Here is a 16,089-nt window from a genome sequence, read left to right as displayed (position 1 = left end):
GGGCGGCCTGCTCAAGGATCGTCGGAAGTAAGTGTGCAGGCATATAAAGGATCGCTTCCTGATGTTCATGTTGGTATAGCGTTTTTGACCTTTAATCCCCCTCGTGAAAGTGGGTATCCAACATTTGTGGATTGGCGCTTGGGACAGCCGGGGGGTAAGAGGGGATTATGCCGCTGTCTCTTTGTTTCTTTATAAGAGTGCGCAGGTCTATAGGAGGGATTTAGTTGAGGTCAAGGAGAATGAGTTGGGATGAATGGGCGCTTTTATGACTCGGTGCTCGGGCGGTTTAATCAAGGCTGTTAGAAGCATGGGTGGGAGAGTTGATAGGAGCCCATCCATTTGAGTGGTAGCCGCCAAGGAGGGTGGCATGGACTTACTGAATGAAAGTAACTCATCATGAGTTTTCGGTGACTTGATGAAGAGATACGATATTTTAGCCTTGGTGGAATTATCTGAGGAAGTGCCTAGGCCTAAGGTAAAAGGTGTTGCGAGTGGATACTCTCCGCAGCATAAATTTCGTCAGGTGGAATATCTTGCTAGTGGGGTCCATACCTATCCTGGAGATAAAGTCATCTATCCGGGAGAGGCTGTTGTGGCTAGGATAAAGTTTGCTAGCTGGGAGTTCTTCGGTAATGACGTGAAGGTTGGTGATGTCTTTGAAATCAGGGAGCTTGATCGTGTCGTAGGGGTGGGGGTAGTTAAAGAAATATTTTGAATTTCTCTAGCTTGAAAATGGTGCGGTTATTTGAGTGTTTCTTTATAAGGGTGCGCAAGTTTGTAGGGGCTTGTTTTGCCTGGGAGGGTTTGTTTGAACGGCTGGGCTGGGTAGAATAATTTTCCTGTTGCCGTTATAGATAGATTTCTGGGTGAAATGGTTGGTATTTGCGGTGAATTTTAAATGAATGAGGATGGTTTGGGTGGGTTTTGTTTTGCTGTTTATGGATGTGTGGGTAAGTATTTATTCTTGTTGAGATATATCAATTGTCATGGTAAGGGTTGAAGTTTTCATGAATATGGTGTGAGGTTGAGCGCCAGAGAGGGATGTGATGGCTGATTTTGAATATTATATTAAAGCTGGTATGGCGCTACGGTGTAATTCAGAAGGGTTGTGGTATTTGTCCATGGGGGATCAGGTCTTTTTTCTCCAGGAGGAAGAGAGTTTTTGGAGGGTTCTGGTTTTATTGGAGAAACCTTACGAAGAGGTTAGGGAAAAGCTTGAGGGGGGATTTTGTTACTTAAATGTTGTTTTGGCGGGACTGGATAGTGAGTCTGACTACTGGATTGGTTTGGCACTTTCTTGGATAGAGCAAGGAGGAGTAGAAGTCAGTGATGTACTACTAGCTCGCTTGGAGGGGGTGGTTGAGGGGCGGAGCGCCTCTCAAAAAAATAGGCATAAAGCTTTTTCAGTATTGAGAAAGATAGGTGGGTAACTAATGGATATTTATTTTTCTAAAGGCATGGTTGCTTTAGTCAGTTTATAGAGTGGGGTTTTGACGTTTTGCAGTGAGTGTTGTTAATGGTTTCTTGTTTTTTAAGGTGTTATTGTTTTTTTGTTATGGCTGCTATTCACATCAATATCAGCCCACGCCATCGACAAGAAAGTCAACAACGTCACCATCATGCGTGTGGGCTTTATGGTGGACGCGAATTCTCCGGGTGGAGGCTGGGGCTTCATCGTCAGCAAGCCGGGAGCGGCGGATTGCGGCTTTGGCCTGATGCGCCTGCCGCCGATGAATACCGATGCCGGCAAGGCCATGCTGTCGCTGATGCTGAGCGGCCAGGCCACACAGAACAAACTGCCGGAAATCGCCTATTCGGCCAGCGCCACGGTGAACGCGGTATGCCAGATCACTTCGGCGCAGATAGACAGCGGCGCCTGGGGAGAAAGGTACGAGGCCGCAGCCCCGTACCTAGGCGAGAGTGCTTAGAGCGCGGCGATCTTCTGCCGTTGCTCGGCCAGCTTGGCCAGGGCCTGTTCGGCCTCGGCTAGCTTGGCGCGTTCCTTCTCGATCACGTCGGCCGGGGCCTTGGCGACGAAGCCTTCGTTGGACAGCTTGCCGCCGACGCGCTTGACCTCGCCTTCCAGGCGCTGGATCTCCTTGTCCAGGCGCCCCAGTTCGGCGCTCTTGTCGATCAGGCCGGCCATCGGCACCAATACTTCCATGTCGCCGACCAGGGCGGTGGCGGACATCGGCGCTTCCTCGCCGGCTTCCAGCACGCGGATGCTTTCCAGCTTGGCCAGTTTCATCAGCAGCGGCTCGTTGTCGGCCAGGCGGCGGTGGTCGCTGGGCGAGGCGTTCCTGAGGATGATGTCGATGCGCTTGGCCATGGAGATGTTCATCTCGCCGCGGATCTGCCGTACGCCGAGCATCAGCGCCTTGACCCATTCGATGTCGCCTTCGGCGGCGGCGTCGATCCTGCCTTCGTCGGCCACCGGCCAGGGTTGCAGCATCAGGGTCGGACCTTCCTTGCCGGCCTGGCCCTTGATGCGCTGCCAGATTTCCTCGGTGATGAACGGCATGAACGGGTGCGCCAGGCGCAGGGCCGTCTCCAGCACGCGGATCAGGGTGCGACGAGTGCCGCGCTGGCGCTCGATGGGGGCGTTCTCGTCCCACAGCACCGGCTTGACCAGCTCCAGGTACCAGGCGCAGTACTCGTCCCAGATGAACTCATAGAGGGCCTGGGCGGCCAGGTCGAAGCGGAAGGCGTCGAGCTGGCGGGTGACTTCCTGCTCGGTGCGCTGCAACTGGGAGATGATCCAGCGGTCGACCGAGGACAGCTCGACCGGCTCGCCGTTGACCCCGGTGTCCTGGCCATCGGTGTTCTCGATGACGAAGTTGGCGGCGTTCCAGATCTTGTTGCAGAAGTTGCGGAAGCCTTCGACGCGGCCCATGTCGAACTTGATGTCGCGGCCGGTGGAGGCCAGCGAGCAGAAGGTGAAGCGCAGGGCGTCGGTGCCGTAGCTGGCGATGCCTTCGGGGAATTCGGCGCGGGTCTGCTTGGCGATCTTCTCCGCCAGCTTCGGCTGCATCATGCCGCTGGTGCGTTTCTGCAGCAGGGTATTGAGGTCGATGCCGTCGACGATGTCCAGCGGGTCGAGTACGTTGCCCTTGGACTTGGACATCTTCTGGCCCTGGCCGTCGCGCACCAGGCCGTGGACATAGACGGTCTTGAACGGGATCTGCGGGGTGCCGTCGGGGTTCTTCACCAGGTGCATGGTGAGCATGATCATCCGCGCGACCCAGAAGAAGATGATGTCGAAGCCGGTGACCAGCACGTCGGTGGGGTGGAAGGTCTTGAGGAACTCGGTCTGCTGCGGCCAGCCGAGGGTGGAGAAGGTCCACAGGCCGGAGCTGAACCAGGTGTCGAGAACGTCTTCGTCCTGGCGCAACTCGACCTCGTTGCCGAGCTTGTGCTTGGTGCGCACCTCGACCTCGTCGCGGCCGACGTAGACGTTGCCGGCCTCGTCGTACCAGGCCGGGATGCGGTGGCCCCACCAGAGCTGGCGGCTGATGCACCAATCCTGGATGTCGCGCATCCAGGAGAAGTACATGTTCTCGTACTGCTTGGGCACGAACTGGATACGGCCGTCTTCCACGGCGGCGATGGCGTCTTCGGCCAGCGGCTTGGTGCTGACGTACCACTGGTCGGTCAGCCAGGGTTCGATGACGGTGCCGGAGCGGTCGCCCTTCGGTACTTTCAGTGCGTGGTCGTCGACCTTCTCGAGCAGGCCCATGGCCTCGAACTCGGCGACGATGGCCTTGCGCGCGGCGAAGCGGTCCATGCCGGCGTAGCTCTGCGGCAGGCTGGGGTCGAGGTTCGGGTTGACGCTGCCGTCGAGGTGGAACACCTGGGCCTGGGCCAGCACCGCGGCGTTCTTGTCGAAGATGTTGATCAGCGGCAGGTCGTGGCGCTTGCCCACTTCGTAGTCGTTGAAGTCGTGGGCCGGGGTGATCTTCACGCAGCCGGTGCCGAATTCGCGGTCGACGTACTCGTCGGCGACGATCGGGATGCGCCGGCCGACGATCGGCAGTTCGGCGAACTGGCCGATCAGCTTGGCGTAGCGCTCGTCTTCCGGGTGCACCGCGACCGCGGCGTCGCCCAGCAGGGTTTCCGGACGGGTGGTGGCGACCACCAGGTAATCCAGGCCTTCGCTGGTCTTCGCGCCGTTCACCAGCGGGTAACGCAGGTGCCAGAGGTGGCCCTTCTCGTCGTGGTTTTCCACTTCCAGGTCGGAAATCGCGGTGTGCAGCTTGGTGTCCCAGTTCACCAGGCGTTTGCCGCGGTAGATCAGGCCGTCTTCATGCAGGCGCACGAAGGCTTCCTTGACCGCTTCGGAGAGGCCGTCGTCCATGGTGAAGCGCTCGCGCGACCAGTCCACCGAGGAGCCCAGGCGACGAATCTGCCGGGTGATGTTGCCGCCGGACTGTTCCTTCCATTCCCAGACCTTCTCCAGGAACTTCTCCCGGCCGAGGTCGTGGCGGCTCACGCCCTGGGCGCCGAGCTGGCGCTCCACCACCATCTGGGTGGCGATGCCGGCGTGATCGGTGCCCGGCTGCCACAGGGTGTTGCGGCCCTGCATGCGGCGGTAGCGGATCAGCGCGTCCATTATCGCGTTGTTGAAGCCATGGCCCATGTGCAGGCTGCCGGTCACGTTCGGCGGCGGGATCATGATGGTGTAGGGCTGGCCTTCGCCGCTCGGAGCGAAGTAGTCGTTGGACTCCCAGGTCTCGTACCAGGAAGTCTCGATGGCGTGCGGCTGGTAAGTCTTGTCCATGCGAAAGGGGACCAAAGCTGAATATGGCTGGGGAAAATGCGAAGAAAGTTCGGGAGTATAGCGGGGATGGCGGCCCGGGGGTAAGGCCGCGGGCCGCGGCGGGCGCCCGCCGCGTCCGGATCAGCCGTTGCGTTGGCCGAGCAGGCGACCCAGGCGGGCTTGCAGGCGGCGGCGCAGTTCGGCTTCGATCTGCGGGGCGAAGTCGTCGATGACTTCCTGCAGGATGAGTTCGGCGGACGCTCGCAACTCGTCGTCCAGGCGCTCCTGTTCGGCGGGCGCCAGCCCTGCCGTGGTGGCTGCCGCGGCCTGCGGCTCTGGCGCGCGCGGGGCGGTACCGGGGGAGACGACGTCGGAGAGCAGGGGAATGTTGTCCGGCTCGAAGGATTCGGTCAGCAAGGGCGGCTCGTTCCGTTCGTAGAGCAGGTCGTGGATCGACTCCAGATCATCGAGCAACTGCTCCGGGGGTTGTGTCGGTTTGTGGCTGTCCATGGTCGTGCACTTCAGATACGCGGCAGGCGATGATCCTGTAGAGGATAGCCCTGCTCCCGGTAGAAGCGGAATTTATCCCGTGCCGCCTGGCGGATCGCCGGCTCCTCGACCACCAGTTCGGCCACCCGCGAAAAGTTCGCGACGAAGCCGGGGGCTTCGAGGGTCAGGTTGATCAGCAGGTCGCGATGGTTCCCCGGGGTCTCTCCCAGACCCAGGGCGACGGGCGCCTCGGCGTCTTCCTCGGCCAGGCTGTGAGGAATGAAGGCCTCGCCGCGGAAGCTCCACAGGCGGCCGTCCAACTCGCTGCGCTGCGCCTCGTCGGCGCAATGCAGGTAGACCCGCATGCCCTGCCGCCAGGCCTTCTCGGCCAGGCGGCAGGCGACCTGCAGGCGCGCCGACGGATCGGCGCTGGGGATCACGTAGAAATCGACCCGGGTCACTTGGCCCGTTCCAGCAGGTACTGGGTCAACAACGGAACCGGGCGGCCGGTGGCGCCTTTGTCCTTGCCGCCGCTGATCCAGGCGGTGCCGGCGATGTCCAGGTGCGCCCAGTGGTATTTCTTGGCGAAGCGCGAGAGGAAGCAGCCGGCGGTGATGGTGCCGGCCTTCGGCCCGCCGATGTTGGCGATGTCGGCGAACGGGCTGTCCAGCTGTTCCTGGTATTCGTCGAACAGCGGCAATTGCCAGGCGCGGTCGTCGGCGAACTCGCCGGCCTTGAGCAGTTGCCTGACCAGCGCTTCGTTGTTGCCCATAAGGCCCGAGGTGTTGCTGCCCAGGGCGACGATGCAGGCGCCGGTGAGGGTGGCGATGTCGATCACCGACTGCGGCTTGAAGCGCTCGGCGTAGGTCAGTGCGTCGCACAGCACCAGGCGCCCTTCGGCGTCGGTGTTGAGGATCTCGACGGTCTGCCCGCTCATGGTGGTGACGATGTCCCCCGGACGGGTGGCTCCGCCGCTGGGCATGTTCTCGGCGCAGGCGAGCAGGCCGACCAGGTTGATCGGCAACTGCAGTTCGAGCACCGCGCGGAAGGTGCCGAAGACGCTGGCGGCGCCGCACATGTCGAACTTCATCTCGTCCATGCCCAGGCCCGGCTTGAGGCTGATGCCGCCGGTGTCGAAGGTGATGCCCTTGCCGACCAGCACGTGCGGGGCCTGGTCCTTCTTCGCGCCGTTGTATTGCAGGACGATCAGCCGCGGCGGCTGGTCGCTGCCCTGGGCGACGGCGAGGAACGAGCCCATGCCCAGCTCGCGCAGTTTCTTCTCGTCGAGGACCTCGACCTTCAGGCTCTTGAACTCCTTGGCCAGGCCCTTGGCCTGCTCGCCGAGGAACGTCGGATGGCAGACGTTCGGCGGCAGGTTGCCGAGATCGCGGGTCAGGGCCATGCCATTGGCGATGGCCTGGGCTTCCTTGCTGCCTTGCTCGACGGCGGCGCTGTCGGCCTTGTCGGCGAGCAGGGTCAGCTTCTTCAGTTTCAGCGGCTCGGCTTTCTGGCTCTTGTAGCGATCGAACACGTACAGGCCGTCGGCCAGGGTTTCCACCAGCAGACGCGCCTTCGCATGGGCACCGCGGCCTTTCACCGCGAGATCGCCGAGGGCTAGCGCGGCATCGGCGCCGGCCAGGCCCTTGAGGGTCGACAGCACGGCGGAGGCCAGCTTGCGGTACTGGCGGTCGCCCAGTTCGCGCTCCTTGCCGGCGCCGACCAGCAGCACGCGCTCGGCCTTGAGATTGGGCAGGCTCTGCAGGAGCAGGGTCTGGCCGACCTTGCCGGCCAGGTCGCCACGCTTGAGCACTGCGCTGATGGCGCCGCCGGTGGCGTCGTCGACCGCCTTGGCGCTGGCGCCGAGCTTGCGGCCTTCGCCTACGGCGAGCACCAGGGTGGCGGTTTTCAGGGTTTCCGGGCGTACGCTTTTAACAAGGAATTCCATGGAAGAGGTCCCCAATACAGACAGTCGGGATGGCGCAAGGGGCGGCATCCGTTAGCGGTAAGCGATTGTTCCGAGCACGATTCGTCCCGAGGACTGACGGTCGCCGCCGGGGCGGTGACGCAGGCAGCGACAGCTTAGTCGTTGCGGCGGGGGTCGTTCCATGCCGAGGATGGCAACCGAGGTTCTACAGCGCCGGAGCCGGGTTGGCGGTGCCTCCCGGCCGTTGCCGCACATGGTCGCACAACTGCGGCGTGTCTGGCACGACTGTGTACGCACGGGAACCCGCGGCCATGCCGCGTCCCTATAATGAACGTTTCGTTCCGCAGGAGTCGCACCGTGCCCGCCAGCAAACCTGTCGCGGATCCCGCCCGGAGTACCGACCCACGCGATTACCAGCGAGTCGGCCGGCCGCTCGGGGTCATGGCCAAGACCTTCCCGGCGGGTTTCGTGGTCGCCGAGCACCGGCACGAGCGGGCGCAGTTGATCCATGCCCTGTCGGGCGTGATCGAACTGCATGTCGGTCGCACGCTATGGCTGGTCCCGCCGCAGCGCGCGGTATGGATGCCGGCGGGGATGGCGCACGCGATGCTGGCGCGCGGCGAGGTCCGCTTGCACACCGTCTATGTCCGGCCGCAGTCCTGCCCGCCAGAATTCCCCCGGGTGCCGCGCGGAGTGATGGTCAGCCCATTGTTGCGCGAGTTGATCGTGCGCGCCGCCGGCCTGCCGTTGTTGTACGACGAGCGCGGCCGGGAGGGGCGGTTGATGGCGGTGCTGCTGGACGAACTGGAGTGGTCGCGGGAACAGCCCCTGGCCTTGCCCGACCCCGCGGACCGACGCCTGGGAAGAATCTGCCAGGCGCTGCTGGAGGACCCCGCCGACCCTCGCGGGCTGGAGGAGTGGGCGCGCTGCGTGGGGGCGTCCTCGCGGACCCTGGCACGGCTGTTTCTCTCCGAACTGGGAGTGACCTTCGTCCATTGGCGCCACCAGGTGCGCCTGGCCGCCGCCCTGCCACGCCTGGCGGCTGGCGAAGCGGTGGCGCGGATCGCCGTGGATCTCGGCTACCAGACGCCCAGCGCATTCAGTGCCATGTTCCGACGCCTGACCGGGAGCACGCCGAGCCGCTACTTCGCCTTGTCCGATTCGGCGTAGCCTTCGTCCGTTGGCGGGCGGCGCCGACGCGGCAGGATTCCTATGCTGGGCCCGTTTCCAGACGACTGCCCCGGGAGGCAAGCATGCAACGACTGAACGTGGAATTCCGCTCCGAGGGTGTCGCCCTGCGCGGCTGGCTGTATTTGCCGGAGGCGCGTGCCGAGCGGCCGGCGATCGTCATGACGCACGGTTTTTCCGGGGTGAAGGAGCAGTACCTGGACCGTTACGCCGAGGTATTCGCCGCCGCCGGCTTCGTCGTGCTCCTCTACGATCATCCGAACTTCGGCGACAGCGACGGCGAACCGCGTCAGGAAATCGATCCGGTGATGCAGCGCCGCGGCTATCGCGACGCGATCACCTGGTTGGGCGCCCAGGCCCGGGTCGACGCCAGCCGCATCGGCATCTGGGGAACCAGCTACAGCGGCGGACATGTGCTGGAAGTGGCCGCACTGGATCGGCGGGTGAAATGCGTGGTGGCGCAGGTGCCGACCGTCAGCGGCCATGCCTCGGCGTTGCGCCGGACCCGCGCCGAGCAGTTGCCGGCATTGCTGGCAAGCTTCGACGCGGACCGCCAGCGGCGCTTCGAGGGCTTGCCGCCAGCGCTGTTGCCGGCGGTCGCCGCGGGCCCCGACGAGCCTTGCGCGATGGCCGGCGCGGACGCCCACCGGTTCTTCACCGACAGCGCGGCGCTGGCGCCGAACTGGTGCAACCGGGTGACCCTGCGTAGCGCCGAGCTGGCGCGGGAGAACGAGCCAGGCATTCACATGGCGCGGATCAGCCCCACGCCGCTGCTGATGATCGTCGCCGACCGGGACCTGCTTACGCCCACGGACCTTTGCCTGGAGGCCTACCAGCGGGCATTGCCGCCCAAGCGGCTGCTGATGCTCGCTGGCGGCCATTTCACGCCGTACATCGAGCATTTCGACGCCACCAGCCAGGCCGCGGCAGACTGGTTCGTCCGTCATCTCGGAGAGGGCGGCGAGCAGCCAGCGACAGTCGTCGAATAAATCGGCAAGCGCTGAACGAGCGTTCGCCTCGACGGTCTATCGGGCTCTTGGTTCGGCCTGCGCAGTGACAGGCCCGCCGAATCGCAGGATAATGCCGGCTATTTTCTCCGCGCCATGCCGCCATGGCCGGAACCGCGTGATGACGGGGCCGACGGGCCCCGTCAGAGCCTGGCAACCCAGGAGTGTCCGGATTGATCGTTTTCCGTTATTTGTCCCGTGAAGTGCTGGTCACCATGAGCGCCGTCAGCGCCGTGCTGCTGGTGATCATCATGAGTGGCCGTTTCATCAAGTACCTGGCGCAAGCGGCGCAGGGGTTGCTCGACCCCGGTTCGCTGTTCCTGATCATGGCGTTCCGGATTCCCGGCTTCCTGCAGCTGATCCTGCCGCTTGGCCTGTTCCTCGGCATCCTCCTGGCCTACGGGCGGCTCTATCTGGAAAGCGAGATGACCGTGCTCTCGGCGACCGGCATGAGTCAGAAGCGCCTGCTCGGCTATACCATGGCCCCGGCGCTGCTGGTGGCGATCCTGGTGGCCTGGCTGAGCCTGTTCCTGGCGCCCCAGGGCATCAACCAGTTCGCTCTGCTGTTGAACAAGCAGGATACCCTGACCGAGTTCGACACCCTGGTCCCGGGCCGTTTCCAGGCAATGCGCGACGGTACCCGGGTGACCTATACCGAGGAACTGTCGAAGGATCGCGGCGAACTGGCCGGCATCTTCATCTCGCAGAAGGACCTCAACAGCAGCAACCAGGAACGCGGCATCTCCATCCTGGTGGCGGAGAAGGGCACCCAGAACATCCAGGCGGATGGCAGCCGTTACCTGATCCTGCACAATGGCTACCGCTACGACGGTAATCCCGGGCAGGCCAACTACCGGGCGATCCAGTACGACACCTATGGCGTGATGCTGCCCAAGCCCGAGGCCAGCAGCGAGGTGAGCGAGCGCGACGCGGTGCCCACCGCCGACCTGTTCGGCAGCGACAACCCACGCTACCAGGCCGAATTGCAGTGGCGCCTGTCGACCCCGCTGCTGGTGTTCGTGGTGACCCTGCTGGCGGTGCCACTGTCGCGGGTCAACCCACGCCAGGGGCGCTTCCTCAAGCTGCTGCCGGCGATCCTTCTTTATATGGGCTACCTGGCCCTGCTGATCGCTGTCCGTGGCCAGTTGGACAAAGGCAAGATCCCCATGGCCATCGGCCTGTGGTGGGTCCACGGACTATTCCTGGCGATCGGTCTTCTTCTGTTCTATTGGGAACCCTTGCGCCTGAAGCTGGCGTCCTCCCGTGCCGGTCGCGAGGTGGCGCATGGTTAAGCTCGATCGTTACATCGGTGTCACCGTCTTCGTCGCGATCCTCGCGGTGCTCGGGGTGATCCTCGGCCTGGCGCTGCTGTTCGCCTTCATCGACGAACTCAACGACATCAGCGCCAGCTACGGCATCGGCGATGCCCTGCGCTTCATCTTCCTCACCGCGCCACGGCGCGCCTACGACATGCTGCCGATGGCGGCGCTGATCGGCTGCCTGGTCGGCCTCGGCACCCTGGCCAGCAACAGCGAACTGACCATCATGCGCGCGGCCGGGGTATCCCTGTCGCGGATCGTCTGGGCGGTGATGAAACCGATGCTGGTGCTGATGCTGGCCGGCATCCTGGTTGGCGAGTACGTCGCGCCCTGGACCGAGAACATCGCCCAGAGCGGCCGCGCCCTGGCCCAGGGCGGCGGCGATTCGCAAAGCTCCAAGCGCGGTCTGTGGCATCGCCAGGGGCGCGAGTACATCCACATCAACGCGGTGCAGCCCAATGGCGTGCTGTACGGCGTGACCCGCTACCGCTTCGACGAGCAGCGTGGCCTGGAATCGGCCAGTTTCGCCAAGCGCGCGCGCTTCGAGACCGATCACTGGCAACTGGAAGAGGTCACCACCACCTTGCTGCATCCGAGGGAAAAGCGCTCCGAGGTGGTCAAGCTGCCGACCGAACGCTGGGATGCCCAGCTCAGCCCGCAACTGCTGAACACTGTGGTGATGGAGCCCGAGGCGCTGTCTATCAGCGGTCTCTGGCAGTACATCCACTATCTCGCCGACCAGGGCCTGAACAACAACCGCTACTGGCTGGCGTTCTGGACCAAGGTCCTGCAACCGCTGGTGACCGCCGCGCTGGTGCTGATGGCGATTTCCTTCATCTTCGGTCCGTTGCGCTCGGTGACCCTGGGCCAGCGGATCTTCACCGGCGTGCTGGTGGGCTTCGTCTTCCGCATCGCCCAGGACCTGCTCGGACCCTCCAGCCTGGTGTTCGACTTCCCGCCGCTGCTGGCGGTGGTGATCCCCGCCTCGATCTGCGCACTGGCGGGTGTCTGGCTGCTACGCCGGGCGGGCTGACAGGCCCGGCAGGCCGGGTATGAAAAAAGGCCACCCACGGGTGGCCTTTGTGCTTCCTTGTCGCGTCGGCCTGTAGCCTGGCCGCCGGCGCGACAAAGGCCAAAACAGCGCGTTCTGCGGACCTGTTTCGCTCACTTCTTGTGAGTGTTCTTCGGCAGCCTGACCACCTGGCTCTCCGAATAGCGGTCATGCCAGGTACGCTTGTCCTTGTCCCAGAGCATCCAGAGGAAGCCGAGGCCGAGGCACAGCCAGGAGGCGATGGCGATCATGAAGCGCAGCAGCGCCTGGAGCAGGCTGATGGCGCTGCCGTCGCGGTTCTGCACGCGCAGTCCCCAGACCTGCATGCCCAGGGTCTGGCCGTTGTGGGTCCAGAATTTGGCGAAGAAGCCGAACAGGGCGAACACCAGCAGGGTCGAGAGCAGCGGGTCGCCGATCAGCGCGCCGCGGTCGGCCAGTTCGCGCAGATGCTCGCTGCCGTAGATCAGTCGAAGGATGCCTTGCTGGTAAACCAGGGTGACCACCATCATCAGCGCCACGCAGAGCAGGAAGTCATAGAACATCGCCGCCAGGCGGCGGACCAGACCGGCAGGGGCATAGTCGCCCTGGGGAGAAAGCATGTGTTTCGGCATCGGCGTGTTCCGTGCGGGGCAAAGCCGGGGATTATACGTCCATCCGCAGCTTGCGCCGCCCACCCGGGCAACGCTTTTCCCCGGCTGTTCTAGTCTTTGCGCAGACCCCAATCATTACGAGTCTTTTCTATGCCGATTCCGGTGAAGCGAGCCAGGAGAAAGGCGCTCCGGCTGTCGTTGTCCGTGCTGGTCGGGGTGATGCCGATCGTCCTGGGGCTGCTCATCCTCTACTGGCAGGCCGAGCGAAGCCTCCAGGAGACGTCCGAGCAGGCAGCCGGGAATGCGGTGCGGCAGTTCGAACGGATGCTCGACAACGCTGCGTTGGCGGCGCGCAAGGTCATGCCGGTGGCGGGGCGTCCTTGTCCCGAGGCCGAGCTGGCGCTGCGCGAGCAAGTGGCGATCATGCCGTTCGTGCGCTCGGTCAATTTGACGCGCGACAATACGATCTATTGCACGTCGTTGTTCGGCGGCTTCGACGAGCCGGTGCGGATCGAGAACTATGTCGACGGACGCCTCTTGCTGATGCCCGGCAACCAGGTCACGCCGGACGCCGCGCTGCTGGTCCTGCGGGACTTCGACGGCAAGCGCGGGGTATTGGCGGCGATCGACGGGCGCTACTTGAGCTACGTGCTGGACCTCGTCGACCGACGTAGCCGACAGGTGCTGGTGGTCGGTCCCAATTGGCTGGATGCCGAGGGCCGCACTCACCGCGACGCGCCGCCCACCTATGAGGTCGCCGCCGTATCGCTCGCTTCGCAGCGTTATCCGTTGCGGGTGCTGTCGGGCTTCCCCGAGGGCGAGGAATGGCGATCGATCCGCTCGCAGAACCCGGCGATGTTCGGCCTGCTACTGTTCTTCGGACTGCTGGCCGGCACTCTGTGCTACTGGCTATCCAGGCGGGTCGCCTCGCCCAGCAGCGAACTGCGCCGGGCCCTGGAGGCCAACGAGTTCATTCCCTACTACCAGCCGCTGAGTCCCGGCCAGGGCGGACGCTGGATAGGCGTCGAGGTGCTCATGCGCTGGCGTCATCCGCGCGAGGGACTGATCCGGCCCGACCTGTTCATACCTTTCGCCGAGCGCTCGGGACTGATCGTACCGATGACGCGCGCGCTGATGCGCCAGGTCGCGGAAGACCTGGGCGGGCATGCCGGGAAGCTGGAGCCAGGCTTCCACATCGGTTTCAACATCAGTGCCACCCATTGCCACGAACTGGCCTTGGTGGACGACTGTCGCGAGCTGTTGGCGGCGTTTCCGCCCGGGCACATCACCCTGGTCCTGGAACTGACCGAGCGCGAGCTGATCGAGTCGAGCGAAGTCACCGACCGTCTGTTCGACGAATTGCATGCCCTGGGAGTGAAGATCGCCATCGACGATTTCGGCACTGGACATTCCAGCCTGGCCTACCTGCGCAAGTTCCAGGTGGACTGCCTGAAGATCGACCAGAGCTTCGTCGCCCGCATCGGCATCGATACCCTTTCCGGGCATATTCTCGACAGCATCGTCGAGCTGTCCGCCAAGCTCGACCTGGATATCGTCGCCGAAGGCGTGGAGACCCCCGAGCAGCGTGACTACCTGGCCGCCCGCGGGGTGGATTACCTGCAGGGCTACCTGATCGGCCGGCCGATGCCGCTGGAGAGTCTGCTTTCCAGCCTGACTGTGCAGGAAGGGCAGGGGGCTTCCGTCGTCGCACTGCCGGCGGACCGAGGCTAGCGGCTGAAAGTCCCGCGCCAGGGGCGAGCTGCCAGCTTATTCGTCACGGATGAGCAAAAGACCCGCAGACCGAACAGGTGCAAACCGCCCCTGGCGCGACAAGAAGCCCGCATCCGCGGGGCTTCTTTTTGGCGTCGGCTGTGGTAGATTTTTTTCGCCGAGCTGGGAAGACAGCAGCTCGGGTAAAAGGCAGCGTCTCGACTCCAGCGCTGCCTTTTTTTATTTGCAGGCCGGATCAGATCGCAGACAACAAAAAACCGGCGCGAAGGCCGGTTTCTCTGCTGTCCTGTGCTCCCCCTGGAAACGCTTGGGAAGTCAGGATGGTGCTCGGGAGGGAACCGAACTTATGGCCGAAGATGCTGATTCTTTAGAACTGTGTTTCCTTGCGCTCTTTTTGATGCCCCCAATAATGCCCCAAAAGAAATTGCACTCCGACTTTTCTCCTGCGAGGCCTTTTTGAAGGCGTTAGAGCAATCATAGTTGCCATCAGCGCCTGACTGTGCTCCTTTGATCAGCAGTGTCACGCCGTCAATTTATGTTTGCCAGCTCTGCAGGTTCAAACCCATGAGCATTGAGATGCCAGTCAAAGTACTTTCTGTTCTTTTTGTTCCATACCGACACTTGCTTGCCCAGCACGCTATTGACATAGCTAGCTGTAGCCTCGGTCATTTCGCGAGAAGGATGCATGACGACTTCTCCGTTTCTCACAGAAATGTAGCCATGCTCGAACAATGGATCACAACCAAGCCGGCACATGGGGGCTGCAATATTTTCGATGTCGAGCTTCTCGTCTGAGCTACAAGCAGACCGCCTCTTGATATGTGCCGCTACCAGCAAATGCCGAGGGTATTCCTTAAGGCAAATGCAACAGGTACTGGTGAGTTTGTTTTGGAATAAGTGCCGTACGATGTACTTATGTTCTAATCGAGTGGCACGGTTCGCGACTCCGTCAGTAGGTTGGTTTTGGATGTCATAACGGGCATCCTCCAAGGTGACGTCGTTGTCGCCGTAGTCGTGGTCAAGCTCTGCAAAACCTTCAAGGATCGCTGCGCTCTGCTCCTCGTTGTATCGATAGAAGGAGCGGTCATGTTGGCTGCCGATATGCGCTTGTATGGATTTGAAGCGAATTGCGTGGTGGCGTACATCAGTTACGAAGTAGATGTTTTCCCATGTGATGCCAGATGAGGCATCTGCCCAACCCCATAGCTTCAAGGCAAGATCGCGATTATGCGTACGATGAGTAAAGCAGGCACTGACTGTGACGACTGCTTTAGTGTTGAAGATGACGGTGTCACCTGGCTCCATGGTAAGCCAGGCATTTCTTGTTCTAGGTGATGCAAGTCCCCAGATGAAAAGCTTGCCGTCGGGGTATGCGGAATGCAGCTCAGCTCGCAACTCTGGCTCTAGCAAGCCTTCGACTTCACTGAGCTGCACTGGGTTGAGAATGGTGGTCTGTAGATTCTTGCGTGCAGTATCGTCCGAGCAGGGTTGGTAGACTACTCGGGCAGTCATTTGCTTCTCCTCGAGTACTTGACTGCGTTTCCCTTGGCTTGGTCGATGGGGTGCTTCTCCGCGTTCCTTTTAAGCTTAGTTTGGGCGGCAGTTGCCAAGTTTATATTGAGGCGATCAGCTAGCCGAATTAGGTAAAGCAATACATCGGCCATCTCTTCTTCGATGCCTTCCAGGGCTTCACTCGACAAAGCTACCCGCTCGCTTTGCTCTGGGGTCAGCCATTGGAAGCGTTCAAGTAACTCGCCCGCTTCGCCAGATAGCGCCATAGCGAGATTCTTGGGGGTGTGGAATTGGTTCCAGTCACGTTCGGAGGCGAACTTGGCTAGCTCCGTCTGCAGATGCTTCAAGACGTCCATGAGGAGAGATTCACGAGTATTGCTGTAGGAATTTGGACGTTAGCTTGTAGGGTCTTTCGTGTCTAGGGCGGTCAATAGAGGATATCTGGGTGAAATAGCTTCGGGCTGACTGCTGTATCGATGAGGGGCGGTTGTAGTGGTCTACTGATCCCGGACACCGATTTAG

At 62.1% G+C, this 16,089-nt stretch carries 15 protein-coding genes; 8 read left to right on the top strand and 7 right to left on the bottom strand.

The features are described 5' to 3' along the window. Positions 1–415: 415 nt before the first annotated feature. From HMPREF2914_RS32300 to HMPREF2914_RS06480, 3 genes are all read left to right on the top strand, one after another. Positions 416–715 (top strand): hypothetical protein, encoded by a 300-nt coding sequence (locus HMPREF2914_RS32300; RefSeq protein ID WP_123903204.1) that lies wholly within the window; start codon positions 416–418, stop codon positions 713–715. A gap of 331 nt (positions 716–1,046) precedes the next feature. Continuing rightward, the gene (locus HMPREF2914_RS32295) at positions 1,047–1,430 is read left to right on the top strand and encodes a hypothetical protein (RefSeq protein ID WP_123903205.1); all 384 of its coding nucleotides are present in this window, start codon (positions 1,047–1,049) and stop codon (positions 1,428–1,430) included. A gap of 144 nt (positions 1,431–1,574) precedes the next feature. Beyond that, positions 1,575–1,928, top strand: coding sequence for a hypothetical protein (locus tag HMPREF2914_RS06480; RefSeq protein WP_049259899.1), 354 nt, complete (start codon positions 1,575–1,577; stop codon positions 1,926–1,928). On the opposite strand, the gene HMPREF2914_RS06475 is transcribed toward HMPREF2914_RS06480, so the two are convergent. From HMPREF2914_RS06475 to HMPREF2914_RS06460, 4 genes are all read right to left on the bottom strand, one after another. Further along, positions 1,925–4,777 carry a valine--tRNA ligase gene (locus HMPREF2914_RS06475; RefSeq protein WP_023092485.1) on the bottom strand — a complete coding sequence of 951 codons (2,853 nt, stop codon included), beginning with the start codon at positions 4,775–4,777 and terminating at the stop codon, positions 1,925–1,927. The two genes, HMPREF2914_RS06480 and HMPREF2914_RS06475, sit on opposite strands and share 4 nt — an antisense overlap. Before the next feature lie 120 nt (positions 4,778–4,897). Next, positions 4,898–5,266 (bottom strand): hypothetical protein, encoded by a 369-nt coding sequence (locus HMPREF2914_RS06470; RefSeq protein ID WP_003112023.1) that lies wholly within the window; start codon positions 5,264–5,266, stop codon positions 4,898–4,900. A gap of 11 nt (positions 5,267–5,277) precedes the next feature. Next, positions 5,278–5,706 (bottom strand): DNA polymerase III subunit chi, encoded by a 429-nt coding sequence (gene holC / locus HMPREF2914_RS06465; RefSeq protein WP_003092868.1) that lies wholly within the window; start codon positions 5,704–5,706, stop codon positions 5,278–5,280. Then, a complete protein-coding gene (locus HMPREF2914_RS06460; protein WP_023092486.1) occupies positions 5,703–7,190 on the bottom strand; it encodes a leucyl aminopeptidase in 1,488 nt (495 codons plus the stop codon). Before HMPREF2914_RS06460 ends, holC begins: the two co-directional genes overlap by 4 nt. 336 nt (positions 7,191–7,526) lie before the next feature. Between HMPREF2914_RS06460 and HMPREF2914_RS06455 the strand changes: the two genes are divergently transcribed. The 4 genes from HMPREF2914_RS06455 (at position 7,527) to lptG (ending at position 11,716) form a co-directional block, all read left to right on the top strand. Next, positions 7,527–8,339, top strand: coding sequence for an AraC family transcriptional regulator (locus HMPREF2914_RS06455; RefSeq protein WP_016253042.1), 813 nt, complete (start codon positions 7,527–7,529; stop codon positions 8,337–8,339). A gap of 83 nt (positions 8,340–8,422) precedes the next feature. Beyond that, positions 8,423–9,346 (top strand): alpha/beta hydrolase, encoded by a 924-nt coding sequence (locus HMPREF2914_RS06450; protein ID WP_023092487.1) that lies wholly within the window; start codon positions 8,423–8,425, stop codon positions 9,344–9,346. 191 nt (positions 9,347–9,537) lie between these two features. Then, the gene (gene lptF / locus HMPREF2914_RS06445; RefSeq protein WP_003092864.1) at positions 9,538–10,656 is read left to right on the top strand and encodes an LPS export ABC transporter permease LptF; all 1,119 of its coding nucleotides are present in this window, start codon (positions 9,538–9,540) and stop codon (positions 10,654–10,656) included. Beyond that, the gene (gene lptG, locus HMPREF2914_RS06440; protein ID WP_003092863.1) at positions 10,649–11,716 is read left to right on the top strand and encodes an LPS export ABC transporter permease LptG; all 1,068 of its coding nucleotides are present in this window, start codon (positions 10,649–10,651) and stop codon (positions 11,714–11,716) included. The genes lptF and lptG overlap by 8 nt, the downstream gene beginning before the upstream one ends. 131 nt (positions 11,717–11,847) lie before the next feature. On the opposite strand, the gene HMPREF2914_RS06435 is transcribed toward lptG, so the two are convergent. Further along, positions 11,848–12,345 carry an RDD family protein gene (locus HMPREF2914_RS06435; RefSeq protein WP_003092862.1) on the bottom strand — a complete coding sequence of 166 codons (498 nt, stop codon included), beginning with the start codon at positions 12,343–12,345 and terminating at the stop codon, positions 11,848–11,850. A 129-nt stretch (positions 12,346–12,474) separates the two neighbouring features. Between HMPREF2914_RS06435 and HMPREF2914_RS06430 the strand changes: the two genes are divergently transcribed. Next, positions 12,475–14,055 carry an EAL domain-containing protein gene (locus HMPREF2914_RS06430; protein WP_003119288.1) on the top strand — a complete coding sequence of 527 codons (1,581 nt, stop codon included), beginning with the start codon at positions 12,475–12,477 and terminating at the stop codon, positions 14,053–14,055. 528 nt (positions 14,056–14,583) lie between these two features. Here HMPREF2914_RS06430 and HMPREF2914_RS31245 read toward each other — a convergent pair. Together HMPREF2914_RS31245 and HMPREF2914_RS06420 are read right to left on the bottom strand one after the other, a co-directional pair. Continuing rightward, positions 14,584–15,567 (bottom strand): hypothetical protein, encoded by a 984-nt coding sequence (locus HMPREF2914_RS31245; protein ID WP_023092488.1) that lies wholly within the window; start codon positions 15,565–15,567, stop codon positions 14,584–14,586. Further along, a complete protein-coding gene (locus HMPREF2914_RS06420; protein ID WP_023092489.1) occupies positions 15,564–15,923 on the bottom strand; it encodes a nucleotide pyrophosphohydrolase in 360 nt (119 codons plus the stop codon). The genes HMPREF2914_RS31245 and HMPREF2914_RS06420 overlap by 4 nt, the downstream gene beginning before the upstream one ends. Between the last annotated feature and the right edge of the window lie 166 nt (positions 15,924–16,089).

It is taken from the genome of Pseudomonas sp. HMSC067G02 (assembly GCF_001813485.1).
Lineage (GTDB): Bacteria > Pseudomonadota > Gammaproteobacteria > Pseudomonadales > Pseudomonadaceae > Pseudomonas > Pseudomonas aeruginosa.
Note: the sequence above shows the minus strand (reverse complement) of the source record. Positions and strands in the feature narration are given on the sequence as shown.

What these genes read in the sequence shown, in the direction of transcription:
- HMPREF2914_RS06470 (WP_003112023.1), bottom strand. Translation starts at nt 5,266, where the DNA reads ATGGACAGCCACAAACCGACACAACCCCCGGAGCAGTTGCTCGATGAT.
- HMPREF2914_RS31245 (WP_023092488.1), bottom strand. Translation starts at nt 15,567, where the DNA reads ATGACTGCCCGAGTAGTCTACCAACCCTGCTCGGACGATACTGCACGC.
- HMPREF2914_RS06420 (WP_023092489.1), bottom strand. Translation starts at nt 15,923, where the DNA reads ATGGACGTCTTGAAGCATCTGCAGACGGAGCTAGCCAAGTTCGCCTCC.
- HMPREF2914_RS06475 (WP_023092485.1), bottom strand. Translation starts at nt 4,777, where the DNA reads ATGGACAAGACTTACCAGCCGCACGCCATCGAGACTTCCTGGTACGAG.
- lptG (WP_003092863.1), top strand. Translation starts at nt 10,649, where the DNA reads ATGGTTAAGCTCGATCGTTACATCGGTGTCACCGTCTTCGTCGCGATC.
- HMPREF2914_RS32300 (WP_123903204.1), top strand. Translation starts at nt 416, where the DNA reads ATGAAGAGATACGATATTTTAGCCTTGGTGGAATTATCTGAGGAAGTG.
- HMPREF2914_RS06460 (WP_023092486.1), bottom strand. Translation starts at nt 7,190, where the DNA reads ATGGAATTCCTTGTTAAAAGCGTACGCCCGGAAACCCTGAAAACCGCC.
- HMPREF2914_RS32295 (WP_123903205.1), top strand. Translation starts at nt 1,047, where the DNA reads ATGGCTGATTTTGAATATTATATTAAAGCTGGTATGGCGCTACGGTGT.
- HMPREF2914_RS06430 (WP_003119288.1), top strand. Translation starts at nt 12,475, where the DNA reads ATGCCGATTCCGGTGAAGCGAGCCAGGAGAAAGGCGCTCCGGCTGTCG.
- HMPREF2914_RS06435 (WP_003092862.1), bottom strand. Translation starts at nt 12,345, where the DNA reads ATGCCGAAACACATGCTTTCTCCCCAGGGCGACTATGCCCCTGCCGGT.
- HMPREF2914_RS06450 (WP_023092487.1), top strand. Translation starts at nt 8,423, where the DNA reads ATGCAACGACTGAACGTGGAATTCCGCTCCGAGGGTGTCGCCCTGCGC.